At 38.9% G+C, this 21,225-nt stretch carries 14 protein-coding genes; 4 read left to right on the top strand and 10 right to left on the bottom strand.

The window, feature by feature from the left end; genetic code table 11:
* Window positions 1-24 precede the first annotated feature (24 nt).
* The 8 genes from IB67_RS02215 to IB67_RS02180 form a co-directional block, all read right to left on the bottom strand.
* Complete coding sequence (locus IB67_RS02215; protein ID WP_072758391.1) at window positions 25-1,452, bottom strand: peptidase associated/transthyretin-like domain-containing protein; 1,428 nt, start codon at window positions 1,450-1,452, stop codon at window positions 25-27.
* A gap of 45 nt (window positions 1,453-1,497) precedes the next feature.
* Window positions 1,498-1,941, bottom strand: a complete 444-nt coding sequence (locus IB67_RS02210) for a MarR family winged helix-turn-helix transcriptional regulator (protein ID WP_072758389.1) — start codon at window positions 1,939-1,941, stop codon at window positions 1,498-1,500.
* 21 nt (window positions 1,942-1,962) lie between these two features.
* On the bottom strand, window positions 1,963-3,306 hold the full coding sequence (locus IB67_RS02205) for an aminopeptidase (protein ID WP_072758387.1): 1,344 nt from the start codon (window positions 3,304-3,306) through the stop codon (window positions 1,963-1,965).
* 32 nt (window positions 3,307-3,338) lie between these two features.
* Window positions 3,339-4,274 carry a UDP-N-acetylmuramate dehydrogenase gene (gene murB, locus IB67_RS02200; protein ID WP_084634336.1) on the bottom strand — a complete coding sequence of 312 codons (936 nt, stop codon included), beginning with the start codon at window positions 4,272-4,274 and terminating at the stop codon, window positions 3,339-3,341.
* On the bottom strand, window positions 4,258-8,208 hold the full coding sequence (locus IB67_RS02195; RefSeq protein ID WP_498875413.1) for a GGDEF domain-containing protein: 3,951 nt from the start codon (window positions 8,206-8,208) through the stop codon (window positions 4,258-4,260). The genes murB and IB67_RS02195 overlap by 17 nt, the downstream gene beginning before the upstream one ends.
* Before the next feature lie 22 nt (window positions 8,209-8,230).
* Entirely contained in the window at window positions 8,231-11,938 is a 3,708-nt protein-coding gene (locus tag IB67_RS02190; RefSeq protein WP_424695476.1) for a diguanylate cyclase, read from the bottom strand.
* 133 nt (window positions 11,939-12,071) lie between these two features.
* Entirely contained in the window at window positions 12,072-13,073 is a 1,002-nt protein-coding gene (locus IB67_RS02185) for a DHH family phosphoesterase (protein WP_498875412.1), read from the bottom strand.
* Entirely contained in the window at window positions 13,073-13,870 is a 798-nt protein-coding gene (locus IB67_RS02180; RefSeq protein ID WP_084634334.1) for a purine-nucleoside phosphorylase, read from the bottom strand. Before IB67_RS02180 ends, IB67_RS02185 begins: the two co-directional genes overlap by 1 nt.
* Window positions 13,871-14,018: 148 nt before the next feature.
* Between IB67_RS02180 and IB67_RS02175 the strand changes: the two genes are divergently transcribed.
* Window positions 14,019-15,086, top strand: coding sequence for an alanine/ornithine racemase family PLP-dependent enzyme (locus tag IB67_RS02175; protein ID WP_072758368.1), 1,068 nt, complete (start codon window positions 14,019-14,021; stop codon window positions 15,084-15,086).
* Window positions 15,087-15,093: 7 nt separating this feature from the next.
* On the opposite strand, the gene IB67_RS02170 is transcribed toward IB67_RS02175, so the two are convergent.
* Together IB67_RS02170 and glnA are read right to left on the bottom strand one after the other, a co-directional pair.
* Entirely contained in the window at window positions 15,094-16,824 is a 1,731-nt protein-coding gene (locus IB67_RS02170; protein WP_072758366.1) for a YgiQ family radical SAM protein, read from the bottom strand.
* The gene (gene glnA / locus IB67_RS02165) at window positions 16,790-18,109 is read right to left on the bottom strand and encodes a type I glutamate--ammonia ligase (RefSeq protein ID WP_072758691.1); all 1,320 of its coding nucleotides are present in this window, start codon (window positions 18,107-18,109) and stop codon (window positions 16,790-16,792) included. The genes IB67_RS02170 and glnA overlap by 35 nt, the downstream gene beginning before the upstream one ends.
* 272 nt (window positions 18,110-18,381) lie before the next feature.
* On the opposite strand from glnA, the gene IB67_RS02160 reads away from it, so the two are divergent.
* Genes IB67_RS02160 through IB67_RS02150 form a run of 3 tightly spaced genes read left to right on the top strand, consistent with a single transcriptional unit; the run spans window position 18,382 to window position 21,220 of the window.
* Window positions 18,382-18,873 carry a FeoA family protein gene (locus IB67_RS02160; protein WP_072758364.1) on the top strand — a complete coding sequence of 164 codons (492 nt, stop codon included), beginning with the start codon at window positions 18,382-18,384 and terminating at the stop codon, window positions 18,871-18,873.
* Window positions 18,873-20,813, top strand: a complete 1,941-nt coding sequence (gene feoB, locus IB67_RS02155) for a ferrous iron transport protein B (RefSeq protein WP_072758362.1) — start codon at window positions 18,873-18,875, stop codon at window positions 20,811-20,813. The genes IB67_RS02160 and feoB overlap by 1 nt, the downstream gene beginning before the upstream one ends.
* Window positions 20,810-21,220, top strand: a complete 411-nt coding sequence (locus tag IB67_RS02150; protein ID WP_072758360.1) for a hypothetical protein — start codon at window positions 20,810-20,812, stop codon at window positions 21,218-21,220. Before feoB ends, IB67_RS02150 begins: the two co-directional genes overlap by 4 nt.
* The last annotated feature ends 5 nt before the right edge of the window (window positions 21,221-21,225 follow it).

Genomic DNA, 21,225 nt, shown 5'->3' with positions numbered 1-21,225 from the left:
CTCACCTCGGCTTTTTGTTTTTCTCTATTTTTGCAAGACAATTTCATTCAGGACACCAGAGTCAATGTTTATTACTTTATTCTCAATCGTTATCCCATTCTTTACAAAAGAAATCTTGTGTTCGCCCGCTGTTGTCACGAATAAGTATATCGGTGTTTTTCCAATGAATACATTATCCCAGTAAACATCGCACGTTTGTTCAGAATAAATATTAACCAAACATCTCGTACCATCATCTATAACTGTCAGTTTTTCAGCTTTAAATTGTCTGCCTTCCAAAACACCCTTTGCGTCACTAAAACGTACAACGCTACCCTTTTCAACCTGTATAATTCCAGGTCCTTGGAAGACGATGCTATCGTAATAGAGATTTATCTTCGAAGTTATGACTATTGGGACAGTATTTGGTAACCTCTTTAAGGAACCATCACTGAATCCAACCCAGATAAGTTCCCTTTTATCGGTTCTTCTTTCTCTAATTGATGTTAACCAAGACCTTTTCTGTAATAACTTCCGCTCATATCCGTCAAATAGAACCTCATATAAATCGTAAAAAAGAGCGTCGCTCGCAATTTCACTCATCGCGATCTCTTGTACTGGTTGGAGACTGTAAAAGAGGGTGTAGTCGTTTTTTAAATTAACAACGGTCTTATACGGAAAGAAGCCTTCTGCAAATATCTCTAAAGCATAAACACCTTCTGGTAATAACTTCTCCAGTGGTAGCTTAAATATATCATTTCCAATCTTTACGTAAGCTTTCTCTGGCTTTCCACTCAAAGAAAGTTTTCGAAATTCAGAAGTGTCTATATTCACTGAGTATTCATCATAAGCTGGAACTTCTATCTCTTGTATACTTTTTACGAAATTCTGTGGTAAGTAGAGCTTGTACTTACCTGGCAGTACCTCAATCTGAGCCGGCAAGTCTAAAATCATGTTGTTTATGATTGCACCTTTAACTGGTTTATCCGAAGTGAGTTTTAAAGTTACAGTCCTTTTTAAAGATATATCAAGATACTTCTCCTCATACGGCGAAAGTTCCACTTTAAGAGATTTTTGCATAAAATCCGGGGCAATGACCTTTATTTCATGTACCCCGGGCGTTATTTGAAGGCGCAAGCTTGTTGAATCGCTTTCAGTTTTCAGCATTTCGTTGTCGATGAAAACTAAAGAATTCTGTGGGCTTAACGTAATGTTCAGAAATGCTGGCAGTTGTAAATTCACAGTTATTGTACCGTCTTCCGTTATTATCTTTTCAAAGGTAACGTATCCAGGCTTTACTACTTTCAGCTCTCCCGGAAATGTTGCTTGAAAGGATATACTTTTTTCTTTTATTGTACCTATCAACTTTCCATTGTAGTAGACCATACTACCACTCGGAGCTTCAATCGTTAAAGAAAAAGCACTGAATTGAAATGTCAAAATAAGTAGTAAAATGATCCTGAGAATCCTCAAAGATTCTAACCTCCTTAACGCACATTAAAAATTAAAAATCAACAATTATTCCTCCTCTTGCATAAGTTTGTATAAAATCTCCAGAGATTCTCTTATTTCTTCTCTCTTCTTTTCTGGAAGTTTGCGTATTATCGTCCCAATATATTCTTCCCTCTTCTTAATGACAGCCTTAATCACTTCTTCACCAAGAACAGTTATCTCAACTTTGAAAATTCTCTTGTCCTTTTGGTCTCTTGTTCTGTTCAAAAATCCATCTCTCACCAACCTCATGACCAAACCACTTGTAGTACTCTTAGCTATTCCAAGCATTTGGCTCAGCTTAGTCATAGTCTGCGGACCGTTGAAATACACTCTCTGAAGTAGATCAAATTGTGCAGAGGTTATGCTATAATTCTTCAAAGCTTCTCGGCCGTGGACACGGATTCTAAAGCAAATTGCTCTCAGCAACTCCTCTAAATTTTTTTCTTCTGTGAACGCCTTTCCTTCCATGCTTTCACCCCTGCGTGCCTGTTATAACTCTTCTATAAGTACTTTGAATGCTAAGTACGTTTCATACAAATCAGCTTTTGATACAAGCTCGAATGGTGCGTGCATGCTCATCAGTCCAGGACCTATATCGATTGTATTAAATCCTTCTTGCGCTAAGAATTTCGCAACTGTACCACCACCGCCAACATCTACTTTTCCGAGCAAACTTACTTGCCACGAAATACCATTCTTGTTAAGAATACCCCTGACCCTTGCTACTAATTCAGCGTGAGCTTCACTTGCTCCACCTTTTCCACCTCTGCCCGTATATTTCACCAATGCAACACCATAGCCTGCTTTTGCAACGTTAAGTTTATCATGTACGTCTGGGAAAGAAGGATCAAAGAGTGTTGTTACATCTGCTGACAAAACTGTCGAATTCTTTATCACGTCATCGAGTGCGCTTTCAGTGTCTCTGACACCTTTCAACACCAACAACTTTCTCAAAAAAGCCTTATAAAAACGTGCCTGAGCTCCAGAATCACCTTCGCTGCCGATTTCCTCCCTATCAAACAGAATTACCCCCAATGCCTTCTCTTTTGGTTCAGCAGCCAAAAGTGCCATTACAGCTTGATAAGCACATATCCTATCATCATGTCCATATGCCCCAACAAAGCTTGCATCTATACCGACATCTCTTGGCTTTAAAGCTGGAACCAATTCAAGATCCGCACTGACAAAGTCCTCATCATCTATGTTGTATTTCTCTTTCAAGAGTTTAAGCACGTATTTCTTTACAGGCTCCTTTTCTTCACCATCAAGTGGTATCGAGCCGAGAATTACGTTCATCTTATCGGCTCTAAACTGTTCACTGACTTTTTTATCTTCCTTGTCAAGGTGCGGGAGAAGGTCGGGGATAACCAAGACAGGATCTTTCTCGTCGCAACCTATACATACATCTATTTTTTCTCCACTTTCCTTGACAACAACTCCAACCAATGCCAGTGGTAAACTGAACCATTGGTACTTCTTTACGCCACCATAGTAATGTGTTTTTGCTAAAGCGATCGAACTATCTTCATACAGAGGATATGTCCTCAAATCGATGCGAGGAGCATCGACATGAGCTGCGATAAAGTTGACACCTTTTGAAATGTCTCCTTTTATTGCGACAAGTGACTTGCCACGGTTGATATAAAAAACCTTATCAAAATTGCTTGCCGTTTCTTCCATCGATACAAAACCGTTCTGCTGCAAGAGTTTCTCAAAATACTCAATTGCAAGACGCTCTGTCTTCGCAAATTCGATAAATCTTTTGTAGTCATCAGAAAAATGCTCAATCTCTTCTCGGGTTCTCTTTTTCCAAACAAGTTCGTTCATTCCCATATCAACACCTCCAAGATTATTAAAATCACATATTAATCCCATATTTCCACTTCTGTTTCAAGCTCTACGTTGTAGTGTTCTTTTACTTTTGTTTTTATGAAATCTATGAGTTTCAAAACATCCGAAGCGGTTGCATTGTTCTTGTTTATTATAAATCCCGCATGCTTTTCAGAAACTTGAGCTCCACCGATTTGATAGCCTTTCAACCCCAAAGACTCTATCGCAGTGCCGACGTAAAAATCTGGTCTCGGTCTCTTGAATACACTGCCTGCACTCGGATATTCTAACGGTTGCTTCTCATATCGTTTCCTCATCGTTTCAGTCATCAATTCCAAAATCTCATCTTTCTTACCGTGAGCGAGTCTGAATTTAGCCCCAAGAATTATCAGTGATCTCTCATTCTTAAATACACTATTTCTGTACCCAAATTTCGCCTCGTCGGGTTTCATTTCAAATATCTCATTTCCATCAAAGACTTCTATGCTGACAACATTTTCTGCGGTTTCCCAACCATAGCATCCTGCGTTCATATAAATAGCACCGCCGACGCTTCCAGGTAAACCGTAAGCTTTTTCTAACCCAGATAATGAATTCTCCGATGCAGCCAAACATAGTGATTTAAAAGATACGCCAGCTGAGGCGTATACAATTCCTTCTTTTATTCTAACTTCATTAATCCTTTCAGTTGAAATTACGGCAAAATCTTTGCTCTTGTCCGTTGGGATGATATTTGTACCATTGCCAAGTATTCTATAATCAAATTCTTCGCACTTCAATAGCTTTAACGTTTCGATGAGTCCAATCTTATTGTTCGGAACGATTAAAAGAGGAACATTGCCCCCTAATCTGAAATTGACATGGTGCGCTAAGCTTTCCTCAAAATACAGATCACATCCTAAGTCCCAAAGCTTATAGACTATCTTTTTATCTATTCTTCTAACTTTCTCAAAATCATGCGTGTAATCCACCTGTCATTCCCTCCGTATAAACAACTATTTTATTCTTTCCAGTATTCTTTGCGTTGTACAGCGCGATGTCAGCCTTTTGTATTAACTCTTCAGATTTAAAGACTTGACATTTTGGATAATTCGCAACACCAAAACTAAGCGATATATTAAATGGGAATCCCGCAATTTCTCTAATATGACGTCTCAATCTTTCAACAATGTTTATAGCATCTTCTAATCCTGTTGAGGGGAACAAGATTATAAACTCTTCACCGCCGAATCTTCCAACCACATCTGTGGTTCTTACGTGCTCTCTCAGCACTTTTGCAATCTCTTTTAGTACTTCATCACCCGTCAAATGTCCGTAAGTATCGTTTATTTTCTTAAAATTATCTATATCGCACATTACAACGGTAAGTTCACCCTTTTCGTTAAATGCTTTTTCAAAGTAATAAAGCAATACATCTGAAAAATAGTACCTTGTGTAAAGCTTTGTAAGTGGATCTATCAAACTTCTCAAACGAGATAGAGTACCCTTGAGCACGGCTGTCATAGCATACTCTATAAGCTCTAAGATTGGAAGAATCTGCAATCTATAATCATCTGGCAGTTTAACATTCTTATTCTGAATAATGAATGTGTATCGAGCGTTCTTATCGATATAATCTTCAATCTGAACTTTCAAAGGTGCCGTTTGTATATATTCTCCGTTTTGACTTTCATCAACCTCACCTATACTAACCTCATACGTCTTATCCAAGACGTTGTCGGAAAGAGTGACTCTTAAATCTTTCACAGGCAACACGTTAATAATTTTCGACGCAAAGTAGCCAAGAAGCTTTTCGGGATCAGTCTTTGGATCAACCGCTTTTAAGCTTGAGAGCAGCTCGTAAGCGAATTTTTGAAAATCTTTATTTTCGAAATAGCCTTCACCTATATCATACCTTACTTGGTACATCTCTCTGAGTTTTTTTGAAGCGTTCAGCAGACCTATGTCTTTATAAATAGTAACTGCTTTTGAATAATATGCTCTCGCCTTGTACTCACTACCTCTGACAAAGTAGTAATGTCCATACCCTTCGTAAGTCATTGCTAACGACAAAAGTGATCCATCAAGCGTGAAAGTACTTTCCAAATACTCAAGTTCCCTTTTAAAAGCTTCCGGTACTTCCTGGGCGAGTTTTCTACCGAAAATTGCGACGATTTCTTCTCTGAAGACCTTTCCACCTGCGTTCACATACTTCTCCCAGTTAGCAGTGAAATCTTGAGTTTCAAGTGAAAATATCACTTCCATAGCTTTACGCACTTCTTCCTCTGTCTCATCGCTGTTGATAACATCGAGTATCGTGTCTTTAAGTTTGTCAAATTGTCTGGTAATCATATATATTGAACATTCATCTGCCTTCATTTCCAATTTATACTTCTCTCGGCATACTTTGAGATGTTCGAGAGCCTCTTCTAATTCAAAATTGTAAGCGTGATAATAAGCTTCTAAGGAATTCGCGTATATGAATTCGTTTCGTAAATTCAACATTTCAATTTTCTTTCTAATTTCGATTATGCCTTCAACAAATTCTCTTATTCTTCCAGCATAAAGCGCGCTGTATAACATATTAAGTCGTGCCATATAACTTCTTGCAGGTAATCCTATATTTTCCGCTGCTTTGACTGCACGTTCCAAGTATTCCATCGTTATAGAGGTGTTTGACATCTGAACAGCAAGATTATTGTATATAGTGGGCAGTCGGTGAGCAATATTAAAATCAAGCGCAATTCTTTCAGCCTTTCTGAGGTTTTCTATAGCTTTTGGAGAATTACCAACGAAGAGTAATCCCAAAAAAATGTGGTAGTCGACAAGAATTTTGGCATATTCTGAATTCTTTGGCTCTAAACCATTGACCAATTCCTTCAGCTTTTCATAAAAATCTCTTCGCCTATGGTCTTTTTCAAACTCTGATTTGAGCTTCAGCATGTTTCTCTTTATGTAACCTATCTTTCCATAACCATTTGAATTGGTACCTGTATTAAGAACATCAATAGCTCTATCGTATTCATAGTCGCTGTAATATCTCAAAGCTAAGTAATATGCATACAACTTTGTATTAGGAATCTCCAAATCTGCGCAATAAGAGGTGTCTTCTACTCTTTCACTCAATTCAACTGCGTATTTTATTAGAGCATAAGAATTCTTATTTCCAATAAGCTTTTTAACCTTTTTCAAGATGCTGTAAATTACAGATGGTGATGCGTAGTACATCATCATTTCTCTTATGTATTCCAAGTACACTCTCGCTGCACTAATTTTTCTACCAACAGCTTCCAAATGCATCGCTCTTTTCTCATAATCGTTGAGAATACTTGAAAGTTTTTCGTGCAGTTGCTTCTTTTCATCATCTGGAATACTTTCATACAAGACCTCCCAATATTGCTTCAATGTAAAGCGAATTTTATCGTATTCTCTATACAGGATACCGCTTTTGTAGAGAACACTTAAATCTATTTCCGAACCAATTAAGCTCTCAAGTTTCCTTACCTCTTCTTCAACAAACTTCTGCCCCAGTATAGCAACATATCTTTCTTTTGTGTTCTTGAAACTTTCGGCTCGATCAGAAACAAAAGTACCAAGGTTCACTTCTGATAACCTGTCAATATCGACAACATATTTTCCTTGCTCTCTTTTCAAAATATCGATTTCATATAAGTATCTGAGGTATTCAACTATAACTCCAGGTAACCCTTTGGTTGAGTGATATAGCCACTCTGCAAATACGTCTTCTTTTTCAATCTCACCCAAGGAATTTTCTAACAATTTCGAAATTAACTCCTTGGTGAACGGATTCAAAAACACTCTTGTATTAAAATCTTCTGAGTCTTCAACAGAAAATGCCAATATCTTTATATTTCCGGTTTTGTTTATCTGAGCTATCTTTCTCAAGAATGCTTTCAAACGTTCAGGAGCTTCCTGATAATCATCGACAAATATAGCTACTCTTTCGAGATATTGGAGCGCCTCAACAATATCCAAGCTTATCGTATCAATAGTACAGATATTTTCCAGGCAGTATGAAATTCTCTCCAATAATTTTTCCGGAATCTTTTCTGAAACCAATTGCAAAGTCTGTACGACAATGTCTGAACCAGATGCTACATGCATAAATGGTATGTTCAGTTGCCTAAATTGATTTTGAATATTTTCAATCATAGTTGTTTTACCTACGCGTTGTGGACCTATAAAGCCAATAAATTTCGTTTCTGGATCGTTTTGCAAGACTAAATTTATCACTTCGTATTCTTCATCTCTCCTAATTCTTCTAACTGATAATGTTTTCTTTGACTCTGGTATATACTGAAATGGAACATCTTCACTGAAAACCCTTTCAGCCGGCTCGTCCCCTAACATTGGTTTTATCATTTCTCTAATCTCTTCACTTTTAACAAACTCAGAGAGCAATCTACCAAAAACATAGATAGTAGATTTATCAGATACTTCTCCCTTCGAAACTTCCGGTGCTTCAAAGAATTTGTACTTGCTTTTTTCATTAAATAGAGATTGCAAGTTTTGAGCTAAAGGCAGAAAAACCTTTATTTCACCGTCAACAACTACTAAGTCGTCAGTTCCAAGGAACGGGATGTACAAACCAGGAATGTGGAGCAGACTTCTCAGGGTTGAAATAATGGACGAAAAGACCAGCCTCTCATCTTCTTGATATTCCGCATAACGAGTATAATAAGGTATAGAATACACAAATATGTACTCCGACTCTTGTTCAAAGTCAAACATATCAGGCACAAGTAGTCCTCTTACATTCCTTCCAAGCTCTGATTTCAAGATAACTTCTGAAGTTCTCGGTATTAACTTTTTATCAACGAACTTAGCTATTTTCTTGAATCCATCGATTTCCACAATGTAGTCCTTGCTCCAATAACCTTCATGCAAAAACTCAATGATATCCACACTTCCCACCTCGAATGAATTGTCAGTCATAGCAAACTCTGTTCTTTCCTATTTCTTTTGCTTTATAAAGCCTTTGGTCAGCAAGGCCAAGTATCTCCGATTTTGTTTCTTTCTCTCTACAAGAAGAGATCCCAAAACTCATAGTGACCTTGAAACCAAGTAACTCTGCAGATTTATCCTCGATTATCCTTCTCACATTCTCACATAGTGTTACACATTTGTCTTTGTCACCTTTTAAAATTCCAACGAATTCTTCTCCGCCGTACCTTGCCACTATACCAGCGCTTTCAATGTTCTCCTCGAGAATTTTTGCCAAAACTCTCAACACTTCATCGCCTTTTAAATGGCCATAAGTATCGTTGATTTTTTTGAAAGAGTCCACATCGCACAGAAAAACGCTGAATTCTTCGCCTGAAGTCTTTGAATTTTGCATATACTCGTCGAATATGCTGTTAAATTTCCACCTGTTATACAAACCAGTTAACGGATCCATTGTAGCGCGCTCTCTATATATCAGCCCTCTCAGCTGTCCTGAGAACAACTCTTCGAGCAAAATTACATTGTTCATAAGTTTCTGTTGTTCAGTGACATCGTGAACGTGTCTTTCGGAAGACATATAAATAGCATATTCGCAATCTTTGTCTATTTTCTCTTTTATGTACACCTCCACAGGTTCGAAGTTCAGATAAGATTTTTCACCAAACTTTGGTAATAAACCTACTGATATATCAAAGTTGTATTTTTTATCCAAAACCGAAACATAAAGTCTGTTAGGTTTAAAAACATTAACCATAACATTTGAAGTTATTCGCACAAAATCCTCCAAACTCACGTCAGAATCAACGGATTTTAAAACGTAAAGCATATCAGCGATTGGATAAAGTTCATTTGAAGGTATTCTTTCCGAATATTTGTCAAAGCTATATTCTGAAAAACTTTCACGGATCCCCATTTCCGATAACAACCTTGATATTTCAAGCTTTGTAAGTTCAAACTTTACGCTGTTATTGAGAGCCTTATAATAATTTGCTTTAGCAAGCAACACATACAAAAGAGAGAGTTTAACCAGCTGGGAACCGAACAACCTTTCCCATTTTGTAATTTCATCCACAAATCCTTTTGGGTCAAGTCTTGTTAGCTGTTCAGAGAATATGAAAAGCATCTCCTCTCTCAACAAATTGTACGGTGAATTTTTGTATGCCAGCCAATTCTGTAAAAACTCATTATCATCTTTGGCTAACACCAGTTTTATAAGGAACTCGAATCCACGAACATGAATTGCTTGATCGTCGTAATTTTCAATGATTATTGTCTTTGCGTTTTCGTAATTTCCACAAATTAATTCGTGCAGTATGCGGGCTCTTAAAGAAGCATGTGGCAAATTATGTTGCTTTTCAATCTCGTAAGCTTCTTCAAAGTATTTCAGTCCATCTTCATATTTTCTCAAATAAGTATATATCATTCCTCTTAATCTGTTAAAATAGGCCCTATCTGACGGGGAGAGCTCATTTGACAAACTTAGCGACACTCCAGATAGTTCTCTTTCCAAGTCGTCAAACTTTCCAAAATACAAAAGCTCACGTACCAAATTAAGCCGCGGAACTAAAGCTCGTTTTGTGTAGCCAATCTTTTGTGCAGTGCGTATGGCTTCTTGAAAATACATCGTTGAAAGCAAAGTGCCATCATACACAATTCCAAGAGTGTTGTAGATATCGATTAATATGTGTTCGAGATTATGCTCCTTTGCAATGGGCTCCGCCATCTGCAGATAATCTCTTGCTTTCCTCGAATCCGAATACGATTTTGAGTTTCCCAAAAGCCAAAACATCTTTGCTTTAAGTTCCATCCAAGGTAGATTGACAGCGCTTATATTTTGAGCAATATCCGAAATTTGCTTTTCATCTTCCAATCTGTCGTGTAAGACCAAGTAGGCCCTCTCTTTGAGGAAGATTAAATTATAACGCACATAGTCAGTGCAACTTTCCGAATTGAGCAAGCCATCGATAAACTCTATACATTCAGTGTATTTTTCGTTCACAAATAATTCGTATGCTCTCAAATAGGCATAAATTCCCTTTTCCTTTTTTGGGACGACAGCATCAAAAACTTTCTTATTTGTTCTATATTCGAATTCCAACCTCAGCTTGTGAAAGGCATAGAGATCAGTACGGTTGATATCCTGCAATATATTCCATAGCGTTTCGAAAACGTTTAAAATTACAGTTTGAGAAAAGTTATAATTGCTCATGGCATTTCTGATAAACATTAAATACGTAACCACAGCCGATGTTTTAGAACCAGCATACTCGTAGTGCTCGGCCGCCTTTTTCAAATTTAATGTGTAAGGCGAAATACTCTTGCTGTACTCTTTAGCAAGCTTGAGGTGAATTTCTCTTACCTCTTTTTCATCAATTTCGCTGAGAACTTTTTTGAGGTTTTCTGAAACTATGTATTCGCCGTCGTCCGTTCTTAAAAGCCCTGAAGCCTGCAATCTATAAACATTACTCTCAAGACTCTTACCCAAAACTTTTTCAAGAACTGCCAAGTCATGTTTATTAAATCTATAACCGAGCAAAGCTATGTACAAATCATCGCGTTCTAAGGTTGCTTCTTCAATATGTGTTTCATATCTTGAAAAGTCCTGTGCTGCATTACTTCTATCGACATCTAAATTATAAACAACATCTGCACGACTCGATTTAAAAGCTAATACTCCTGCTTCCATTTTTAAATCATCCAGTATTCCTAAAAATCTACTTATTAACGGGCTACAATTATCCAAGTCCTTGATGATGAGTATCATTTTTTTAAATCTCTTCAGTATTGGGATTAGTTCCTCGACTACACTATCAAATTTGCAAACATTATAAAGACACTTAGTTAAGCTAATCTTTTCCTCATCGGCTATAAGACTCGAATACTTAGATAGAAGCTGTCTAAGAATATTTGTAAAATCATTACCAAGGTACAGAACAGCATACTGTGTAGATTTTCTAATGTGGTATTCAACGACTGAAATATAGTCTTTAAAGATTTTGTACACATCTTTTGTGTCTATACAAAAAACTTCTCTTAAAGAACTCTCGGAAGCTATCTTTTCCACAATGTTCCGAGCAAATTCTATCTCATTCCCATGATAGATGAAATCTTCCTCACCAATTTCGAAAGCCCTCATCTTACTGCTAATCTGTGTAAATTCTTTCTTCAGGTCAAAAAAGTCTATCAGATCTGCCAAAATTCTCATCGTGCTTGCCTTATTAAAACGACCTGTTGTTAGGAATTCCTCATCTATGAAAATATAATCACCCACAACATGTGGATTCTCAATTACCTGTCTCCACACTTCATTGTTAAATACAAATGGTGGCGAAAAGAAGAATTCTGTAGCATAAACGTATATATCGTACAGAGTATACGCAGGAAATGGAGGGATATTATCAAAAAATACGAACTTGGCGATTCTGAGGAGTGAGTTAATTAATTTCGTTCGTTCTAATTCCGACAAACTTATCAAATGTTGATTGCCGGTTAAAATAGGTTTTTCACCAAAATGGTTGAAAAAGACCAAGCATGAATCATTCTTTCTTGAAATTTCTACAGTTGTAGGAACCAAAAATCTGCTTGAAAATGTGTATGAATTTATACTAATAACAAAATCATCAAAGTTCTCAACAAAAGCGCTCGGAAAACTTCTTATCAGCTTGGGGTGCTCTGATTTCGCGTCAACCACTTCATGTCCAACATGTATCTCTCTGACCAAATTACTTGAAAAATCATAACCATTATTGAAAAGAGGTTTCGTAATTTTCCCCCCTCGCGATGAACTCTCTCAGTTAAAGTATTTTTTTATTAATTATAAGGATCTACCTACCTATTTTTTCTATCTCCTTGTTCTGTGCGACAAACATCGTCTTAGCTTCCCTAATAACTTGTTCTACAATCACAGACAGATCTCCTTTTAAAGTGCAACCAGCTGCCCTTGGATGCCCCCCTCCACCAAGGAGTACAGCGAGTTTACTACAGTCAAACCAATCTTTTGACCTGAAACTTATGTGCACTTCACCATTTTCGTATTCCGAAAAGAAAATTGCTAATTCTATCCCTTGAATTGACCTCAACTCACCGACAAATCCGCCACTATCATCTTCCGTACAGTTATTAGAATCATAATCGGTTTTTGAGAGGTATGAATAGACAATTTTTCCATCCGCTTCCATTCTTAAATGCTCTATCATCGTCGAAAGCAATTTAAACTGCTCGATTCTCTTATTCTCAAACAATCTGGAGACAAGGTACACCTTTCCGCCCAAAAAAACAAGTTTTGTAGCATCGCTGAATACTATTTCATCAGCATTCGAGTACCTAAAGAAACCCGTATCTGTTGCTATTCCCATCAAATTTATCGTTGCCAATCTCTCATCGTACTCAACGCCAAGCTCGGTATTTAGTCTGTAAACCATTTGTGCCGTTGAGCCAAATTTCGTATCAACCCAGTTGATATTTCCAAAAAGCGTATTCGTTCCGTGGTGGTCTATTACCATCAACGGCACGCTACCAAGGAATTCTTGAAATCTACCTATCCTATCTGGGCTGGAAGCATCAACAACCAAAACTACATCAGGAACAAATCCAGAAGACTTTATATCATCAAAAGTTTTAATTATATTGGTCTCTTCAAATTCATAGAAATACCATGGAATCCTCCAGTCAATTCCAGCGAAGACTTCTTTACCAAGTTTTTTCAACCCAAGAGTTACGCTAAGCACGGAGCTTATATCATCACCGTCCGGCATTATATGTCCAACAACAAGAACCTTATTTGCTGAGTTTAATTCAGCAACTATTGTTAGAAAATCTCTATTCATCAAAGCACCTCCAAAGCTTTCTGAACTATCTCTGTGAACCTGCCTTTTACCATATTTGCAACTTCGACAACTTCTTCATGAGACAGAGGCTGGTCCAATACGCCAGCTGCCATATTTGTCGCACACGAAAGCACAAGTGCCTTTATACCAACATGTGCACAGACAATTAGCTCAGGCACTGTTGACATACCAACCAAATCCGCCCCAAGCTTTCTAAATGCTCTTATTTCGGCTGGCGTCTCGTATGTTGGACCTGTAACAGCTAAGTATACTCCTTCTCTCAGTCCCTCAGCATTTTTGAGTTTTTCCATCCACTCTCTATCGAATGCACCAAGCATATCGGGAAACCTTGGTCCCATGTCATTATCATTTGGTCCTCTAAGAGGGTTCCTGAACATTAAGTTGATTATATCCTTCACCAAAATTATGTCACCCGGGCTGTAAGATGTATTTATCGCACCAGCGGCATTTGTAATCAAAATCCTTTCCACACCAATCATCTTCAACGTGTGAATAACCAACTTAATATCAGAAGGATTCCAACCTTCGTATATATGGAACCTTCCGTTCAACACAACAACCTCTCTTCCAAAGAGCTCTCCGAAAACCAACTTTCCCTCATGTCCCGGTGCGGTAGAATACGGAAAATTTGGAATGTCTTTGTAAGCTATTGAGCGAGCGTTGTTCACTTTGTCTGCCAAAAATCCCAATCCTGAGCCAAGTATTAAAGCAATCTTTGGCTTGTTATTGATATTTGACGTAATGTATTCACAAGCCTCTTTTACTCTCGTATCCACTTTTATCCCTCCTGATTTCTTCATTTACACTTTAACATACTTAGTTTAAAATATTACAAGTGAACTTGAACTATCCTCGTCCTAATTCGGTTTTCAAACAATTATATCATAATTTCCATTCATATAAAACACCGAAAAGGGGGATTTTATGGATTACCCAAGGCTTATTATAGACACCTCCGTATTAAAGAACAACGTTCAGAAGCTATCAGAAATATGTCATTCTAACGGTATTGAACTTGTTGGCGTGACAAAACTCACGCTCGGGAATCCTCAAATAGGTAAAATCATGCGCTTGAATGGTGTCGACAAAATTGGGGAATCTCGTCTCAAGAACATCGTAAACCTGTACAAAAATGGAGTTCCTGGTCCATACCAACTGTTGAGAATACCTATGCCATCGGAAATTCCGTTTGCTGTAGGAATTGTAGATGAATTCTTAGTGTCGATGCCAGAGACTGCATACCTCATAGACAGACACGCTCAAGAAATAGACAGAAATGTCAGTCTGATATACATGATCGATGTCGGCGATTTAAGAGAGGGTGTTTGGTTTGAAAAGGCTAAAGAGGAAATAATCGAAGTAGCAAATAATCTCAGATTCGTTCATCTTCGTGGCATCGGCACTAACGTAGGTTGTTACGGTGGAGTCTTGCCCACCGAAGAAAACATGAGTATGCTACTGAGAATAAAAGATGAACTCGAGAAAGAACTCGGTCGCCAATTAATTGTTAGTGGTGGCAGTACAGTGACGTTGAAATTGCTCGAGGATAGAAAATTGCCAAAAGGCATAAACCAATTCAGGGTTGGAGAAGGCATAATACTCGGAACCGATGCTACTGGTGATAGGGATATACCATACCTAAGACAAGATACCGTGATATTAGAGGCAGAAGTTATCGAGGTGGATTACAAGCCATCAGTCCCAGTAGGAGAAATAGGAAAAGACGCGTTTGGAAGAACGCCACACTTTGAAGATAGAGGATACAGAAAAAGAGTAATACTTGCTGTCGGCGAACAAGATGTTAAACCAGATGGATTAAAACCTCTTGAAGATGGGCTTCAAATACTCCACGCTTCAAGCGACCACCTTATAGTTGACACAACCGAGAGCAATAGAGAATTCAAAGTAGGGGACATAGTAAGGTTTAGAATGAGTTATGGCTGCGCACTAAGAGCGTTTACAAGTCCATACGTTGAGAAAGTTTTCATTTAAGAAATCATCATTTTCTTAGGTTAATAATATTCTCTTTGTACAAATTTCTGTTCTTCTCGCTCTTTTCTACATAAACACTTTCCCCAGTGAACGGATCGAAACCAGTATAATACATGGTCGTGCTGAGCGTTCCTGGGGTTGGTGTAAATATCTGAACTTGCTGTGGTATGTAACCCAGGTTTCTCTTGATAAACTCGCGAAGGTATTTATTTTCTTCTGGTCCTTCACCGGGATGTGCGACGATGAAATAGCCTATCACATACTTTTTTTGTCCTTTTCGTCTTGCATCATCTTCAAAGCGTTTTTTGAAATCCAAGAACAGTTCTGCTGAAGGTTTGTGCATGAATTTTAATACCTTTGGATGTGCATGCTCTGGTGCTAGTTTTAGCTGACCTGAAGTGAATTCCACAAGCTCATTTATTATGTAATCAGCCTTTGAAGATGCAAGTATCAAATCGTGTCTCAAACCCGAACCTATGAAGACGTGTTTTACACCCGGCACCGATTTGACTGACTTGAGCAGCGATATGAACGCATCCGCACTATCGAATTGTTCGCCAGAAATAGACAGTTTACAAACGCTTGGATGCAGACAACCTTTTTCACACTGACCTTTTGAATTCCTGACTTGGCAAGATAACCCATACATATTTGCTGTGGGACCACCAACATCAACAATCGTGCCCCGAAAATCAGGCAGTCTTGTGAGTATTTTAGCTTCCTCGATTATGGAATCAACAGACCTTGATACAACATGGGTCGACTGGTGATTCGTGATTGCACAGAACGAGCAATTACCAAAACAACCTCTAACCGCTGTTATTGAAAATTTCACCGTTTCTATAGCCTTTACTTCGCCTTTGGAAAGGTAAAATGGATGCACGTGCCTTGTATAAGGGAGTAAATACAGCTCATCGAGTTCTTCCTGTGTTAATGGCAAAGCAGGCGGATATTGGATTACGTACCTGTTATCCTGCTTTTGTACTAAAACGTAATTTTTGTATGGATCTGTGAAGAACACTGCTTTCTTATAAGCTTCACCGTAGAGTTTCTTATCAACCGAAACCTCTTCGAACGTAGGCAAGAAAATTGCGTTTTGTATATTCTGCGGTATTGAACTTTTCCAAACCATCGTGCCGCGTATGTTATCGAGGTCTTTTCCGTTCTCCAGACGCTTTGCGATTTCGAGTATTGCGCGTTCCCCCATGCCGTACACAAGAATATCAGCTTTTGAATCGATTAATATCGATTTCCTAACCTTATCACTCCACCAATCATAATGTGCGAATCTACGTAAGCTTGCCTCTATACCACCGATAACAACTTTGACATCTTTGAAAACCTGTTTTATCCAGTTCACATACTGTATTACAGCTCTATCAGGTCTTTTGTTATTGACACCGCCTGGTGTATAATCATCGCTCTTTCTCTTTTTCCTTGATGCGGTATAATTAGCCACCATGGAATCGACATTACCCGAAGTGACACCAAAGAACAGATTAGGCTTTCCAAGTCGCTCTATATCTTGAGGATTCTCAGGTTGTGCGATGATTCCAACCTTATAGCCGTGAGATTCGAGATACCTCCCAAGTAATGCAGCGCCAAAAGACGGGTGATCCACGTAGGCATCACCCGTCACTAAGATGATATCTAAGTTTTTTATTCTTAACTCTTCAGGTGTTGTTGGCAGAAAACTGCCGAGACTATATGTTTTCGTACCTCTTCCTCTCCCATTCAGAAACGTTTGTTGAATATTCCCACCATTCTCTTTCTTTTAATGTCAGGAACTTCTCCCACACATGCTCTCCCAATACTTCCCTTACTAACTTGCTCTTTTCTGCTTCGATCAGTGCCTCTTTAAGATTTGCTGGAAGTTTGTTGATACCTCTTTTTTGCTTTTCCGCTTCTGTCATCTTGTATATATTCTCCTCAACTGCCATAGGTGCCTCTATTTTATTCTCTATACCGTTTAATCCTGCTGCTAAAATAACTGCGAATGCGAGATAAGGGTTACATGACGGATCCGGTGCACGGTACTCGAGCCTTGTAGCCTTTCCCCTTGCCTTAGGAATCCTTATTAAAGCGGTTCTGTTACCTTTACTCCATGCTATGTTTACAGGTGCCTCGTATCCAGGAACCAATCTCTTGTAGCTGTTAACAGTTGGATTTGTGACAGCGGTTATCTCACGTGCGTGTGCAATTAATCCACCAATAAAGTACTTCATAGTTTGAGAAATACCATCAGGCGCAGTCTCATCGTAAAAAGCGTTCTTCCCATCGAGTGTGAAAAGACTCATATGAACGTGCATACCGCTTCCATTTACGCCAAAGAATGGTTTAGGCATGAAGGTTGCATAAAGATTATTCCTAATTGCAAGTGTCTTGATAACAAGTTTAACGGTTTGGACATTATCAGCAGCAACAATAGGCTCTGCGTATCTGAAATCAACTTCGTGCTGAGATGGAGCAACCTCGTGGTGAGTTGTTTCGACATCAATTCCCATCTCTTCAAGGTGCACTGAGACTTCCGTTCTTATGTCCTCGGCTATATCTACCGGTAACAAATCGAAGTAGCTTCCATTATCGAGAAATTCGAAAACCGGTCTTCCATTCGCTCTTGGAAGGATAAAGAACTCCACCTCTGGACCTGCGTATGGAATGAACCCCATCTTCCTCGCTTTCTCTTCCACAAGTCTCAATCTGTATCTCGGGTCACCCTCGAACGGTGTTTCAGGATTGTTGTACACATCGCAGATAATCCTTGCACTCCTTCGTCCGTCGAATGTCCACGGCAGCATTGCAACGGTTCTCAAGTCTGGTTTAAGATACATATCTGATTCGTGTAGCCTTGCAAAACCCTCAACTGATGAGCCATCGAACATAATACCTGAAGACAATGCACTGTCAATCTCATCGGCAGGTATTTCAACGTTCTTCATCGTCCCGTTGATATCCGTGAACTGTAACCTAATAAATCCTACCTTGTTCTTTTCAATAAATTCGTACAACTTCTCCTTACTCATCTCCATACTCTTCCCCCCACTTCGTATAAATTGACTTACACTTGTGAAACTTTAAAACACCTTCTGTAATTAGCAACAGGACACAATAACGCTCATGCAAAAGTATACTGTTATTTTAGCACTATAACTTCCCGTGGTCAACAATACTTTTTATTAGAATGGATTTGAGAAAAAATTCTCAAAAATTATTGACATCATTACACTCTTAATGTATCATATTATTGAGATTGATTCTCAATTTCTTTAATGATAATTGAAAGTGGGGGTGAATTATGAGATTATCAGAAGTACCTGTTGGTGCAGAAGCGATTGTTGAAAAGGTTGGTGAATCTGAAATTTCTCCAAGACTGAGAGCTATAGGTATCTTGCCTGGAGTGAGCATAACAGTTATCAGGAGTGCACCGATGGGTGACCCACGCATGTACAAAGTGTTCAACAAGATAATAACACTTAGGCAATCAGAAGCTGAGCTGATTGAGGTGAAGCTCCAGCAGGAGAGCTCTTTACCACTTTCATACGTTGCCCCCGGAGAATACATCGTCAAAGAACTGAGAGCCGGGATTATGGCAAGAAGATTCTTTGAAAAATGTGGTATAGTTGAAAATTCAAAGCTCTTGTTACTACCAGACAGAAGGGTGAAGACACCTACTGGTCTTTATGACATAGGACTTGGGAAACTCTCAAAGATCTATGTTGTACCAGTCAAAGATTACAAGATGACAGAATCTCTACAGGTTGAAAAACGTCAGGAGTGTGGTAAGTAATGGTCATAACAGTAGGACTACTCGGAAATCCAAACGTAGGAAAAACAAGCCTTTTCAACAGGTTGGTTGGCGCGAGGCAGTACGTCGCCAACTGGCCCGGTGTTACGGTATCGAGGATAGAAGGTGCCACAACGTATGAAGGCTACACTCTTCATTTTGTTGATTTGCCTGGCGTATACACACTGACAGCCACGTCGATAGATGAAAAAGTGACGAGAGATTATCTGCTCTTTTCTCCGCCAAATGTGACGGTAGTAATAATCGATAGTATGAGCCCTGAACAGGGATTGTTTTTACTCCTCGAAGCATTAGAATTGGAACTCAACGTCGTTGCGGTGTTTAATGCGATTGACGAGGCAAGAAAGGGCGGATACAAAATAGATAAAGCCGTACTCGAGACATTTCTGCGAGTGCCCGTTATCCTTACGTCAGCTCACACCGGGGAAGGTATTGATGAACTTAAACAGAAGATCGTATCTGCGTTTAAAAAACCCACAAGACCTTTATTAATAGACTACGGAAAAGAGGTCGAAGAAAGGATCTCTGAAGTAGAAAAGTGCGTGATGGAAGGTTTCAATAAAAGATTCACTGCCATAAAAGTTATCGAAGGGGACAAGTTCGTATCTGAGTTTTTGAGCAAAGATTGTCAAAAACAGGGCCAGTCTGAAGAACTTCAGAGTTCAAATATGAATAGCAATCCTGAAAAGTCAGATGACTCACTTGCTACAAAAATACCTTCGATCAAGTACGAGTACATAAACGACGTCTTGCAAAAGGCTTTCCAGAAAACCGACAGCGCATTAACGGTTACTGAGGCTCTGGATCACGTACTGACTCATAGATTCATTGGTATCCCGATATTCCTCGCGCTTATGTACCTTGCATTTAATTTTACCTTCAAAGTCTCCGAACCCCTTGTCGGACTTCTTGAATTCTTATTCGGAAAACTTTCAGAAATGATTGGCTCGGAAACGATGCTTTCGTCGCTTATTTCTCAAGGCATAATAAATGGCGTAGGAAGTGTTCTCGCGTTTGTCCCGAGTATCTTCGCACTCTTCTTCGCACTTGGAATAATGGAGGAGAGTGGGTATCTACCAAGGATCGCATTTTTGATGGACAGAATTATGTATTCGCTGAGGCTCACGGGCCGTTCGTTCATGACTCTCTTACTTGGTTTTGGTTGTAACGTTAGTACAGTTATGGCAGCTCGCGGGCTTTCTGACGAAAGAGAAAGAGTTACAACAATTTTAGTTTCGCCATTCATCAGTTGCAGTGCGCGAATTCCCGTATACCTTTTAATCATAAGCGTCGCGTTCCCGAACCATAAAGCTGAGGCATTCTTTGCTATATACGTACTGAGCCTCGTTTTGACAGCTCTCTCGTCAAGAATCATAAACAAGGTTGTACTAAAAGGACAAAACGTTCCGCTTGTCATGGAGTTGCCAAGGTACAGATTTCCAAAGATTTCGAACGTTGCTACGTACATGTGGAACAGAGGAAGGCACTTCTTGGAGAAAGCAGGAACGATAATATTCGTATCAAGTGTTGTAATTTGGGCACTTAGTTACTTCCCTGATCCAGCAAACATAGAAAACAGCTACGTTTCGATGCTTGGTAAGTTTTTGCAACCTATATTCGCACCTCTTAACTACACTTGGCAAATAGTTTCAGCGCTCATATTTGGCGGTGTTGCTAAAGAAGTCATTGTATCTTCTCTGTCTCAGTTTTACGAGAATGCGTCTAATATTCACTTAAATCCGGTCGTTGCTGCTTCGTTAATGGTATTCGTCCTCGGATACATGCCGTGCTTTGCAACACTGGCTGCAATAAAAGGTGAAACGAACAGCTGGAAATATACAGCGTTTGCAGTGATATATAGCCTAAGCATATCTTACATCTTAGCTTTCATCACATACACGATCGGAAGGGTGATCATATGAGAAGCCTGAACAGGATGTTGTTAACGATGCTTGTGTTATCACTCATCACCTTCATATCGTATCTTCTTAGTGACGAGATAATATTCTCACTCGTTATACTCAGCTTTTCAATGGTCTTTTTCTTCGGATTTCGCGAGTATGGCACGGCGAATTACTCATTCAGAGTCGCACATCTTTACGTAGGGAGCATTTTGTTTTCAATCGCCGCAGGTTATGTTCTGCTCGCGTACTTGATATCTTTTTCGAATCTGATAATAGGCGATGAAGTATACAAGCTCAGCCTTGCCGACGCTATACTTTTCATCACAGGCATATACAGCGTGATAAACGTCATATACATAAAAAAGACAGCTTTAAGAACAGACGTTGGGATACAGAAGAACGAAAAGGGCAGTTGCTGTAGCTAAAAGGG

The organism is Fervidobacterium riparium, from assembly GCF_025370035.1.
Classification (GTDB): domain Bacteria; phylum Thermotogota; class Thermotogae; order Thermotogales; family Fervidobacteriaceae; genus Fervidobacterium; species Fervidobacterium gondwanense.
This window is presented reverse-complemented; position numbering and strand designations above follow the sequence as displayed.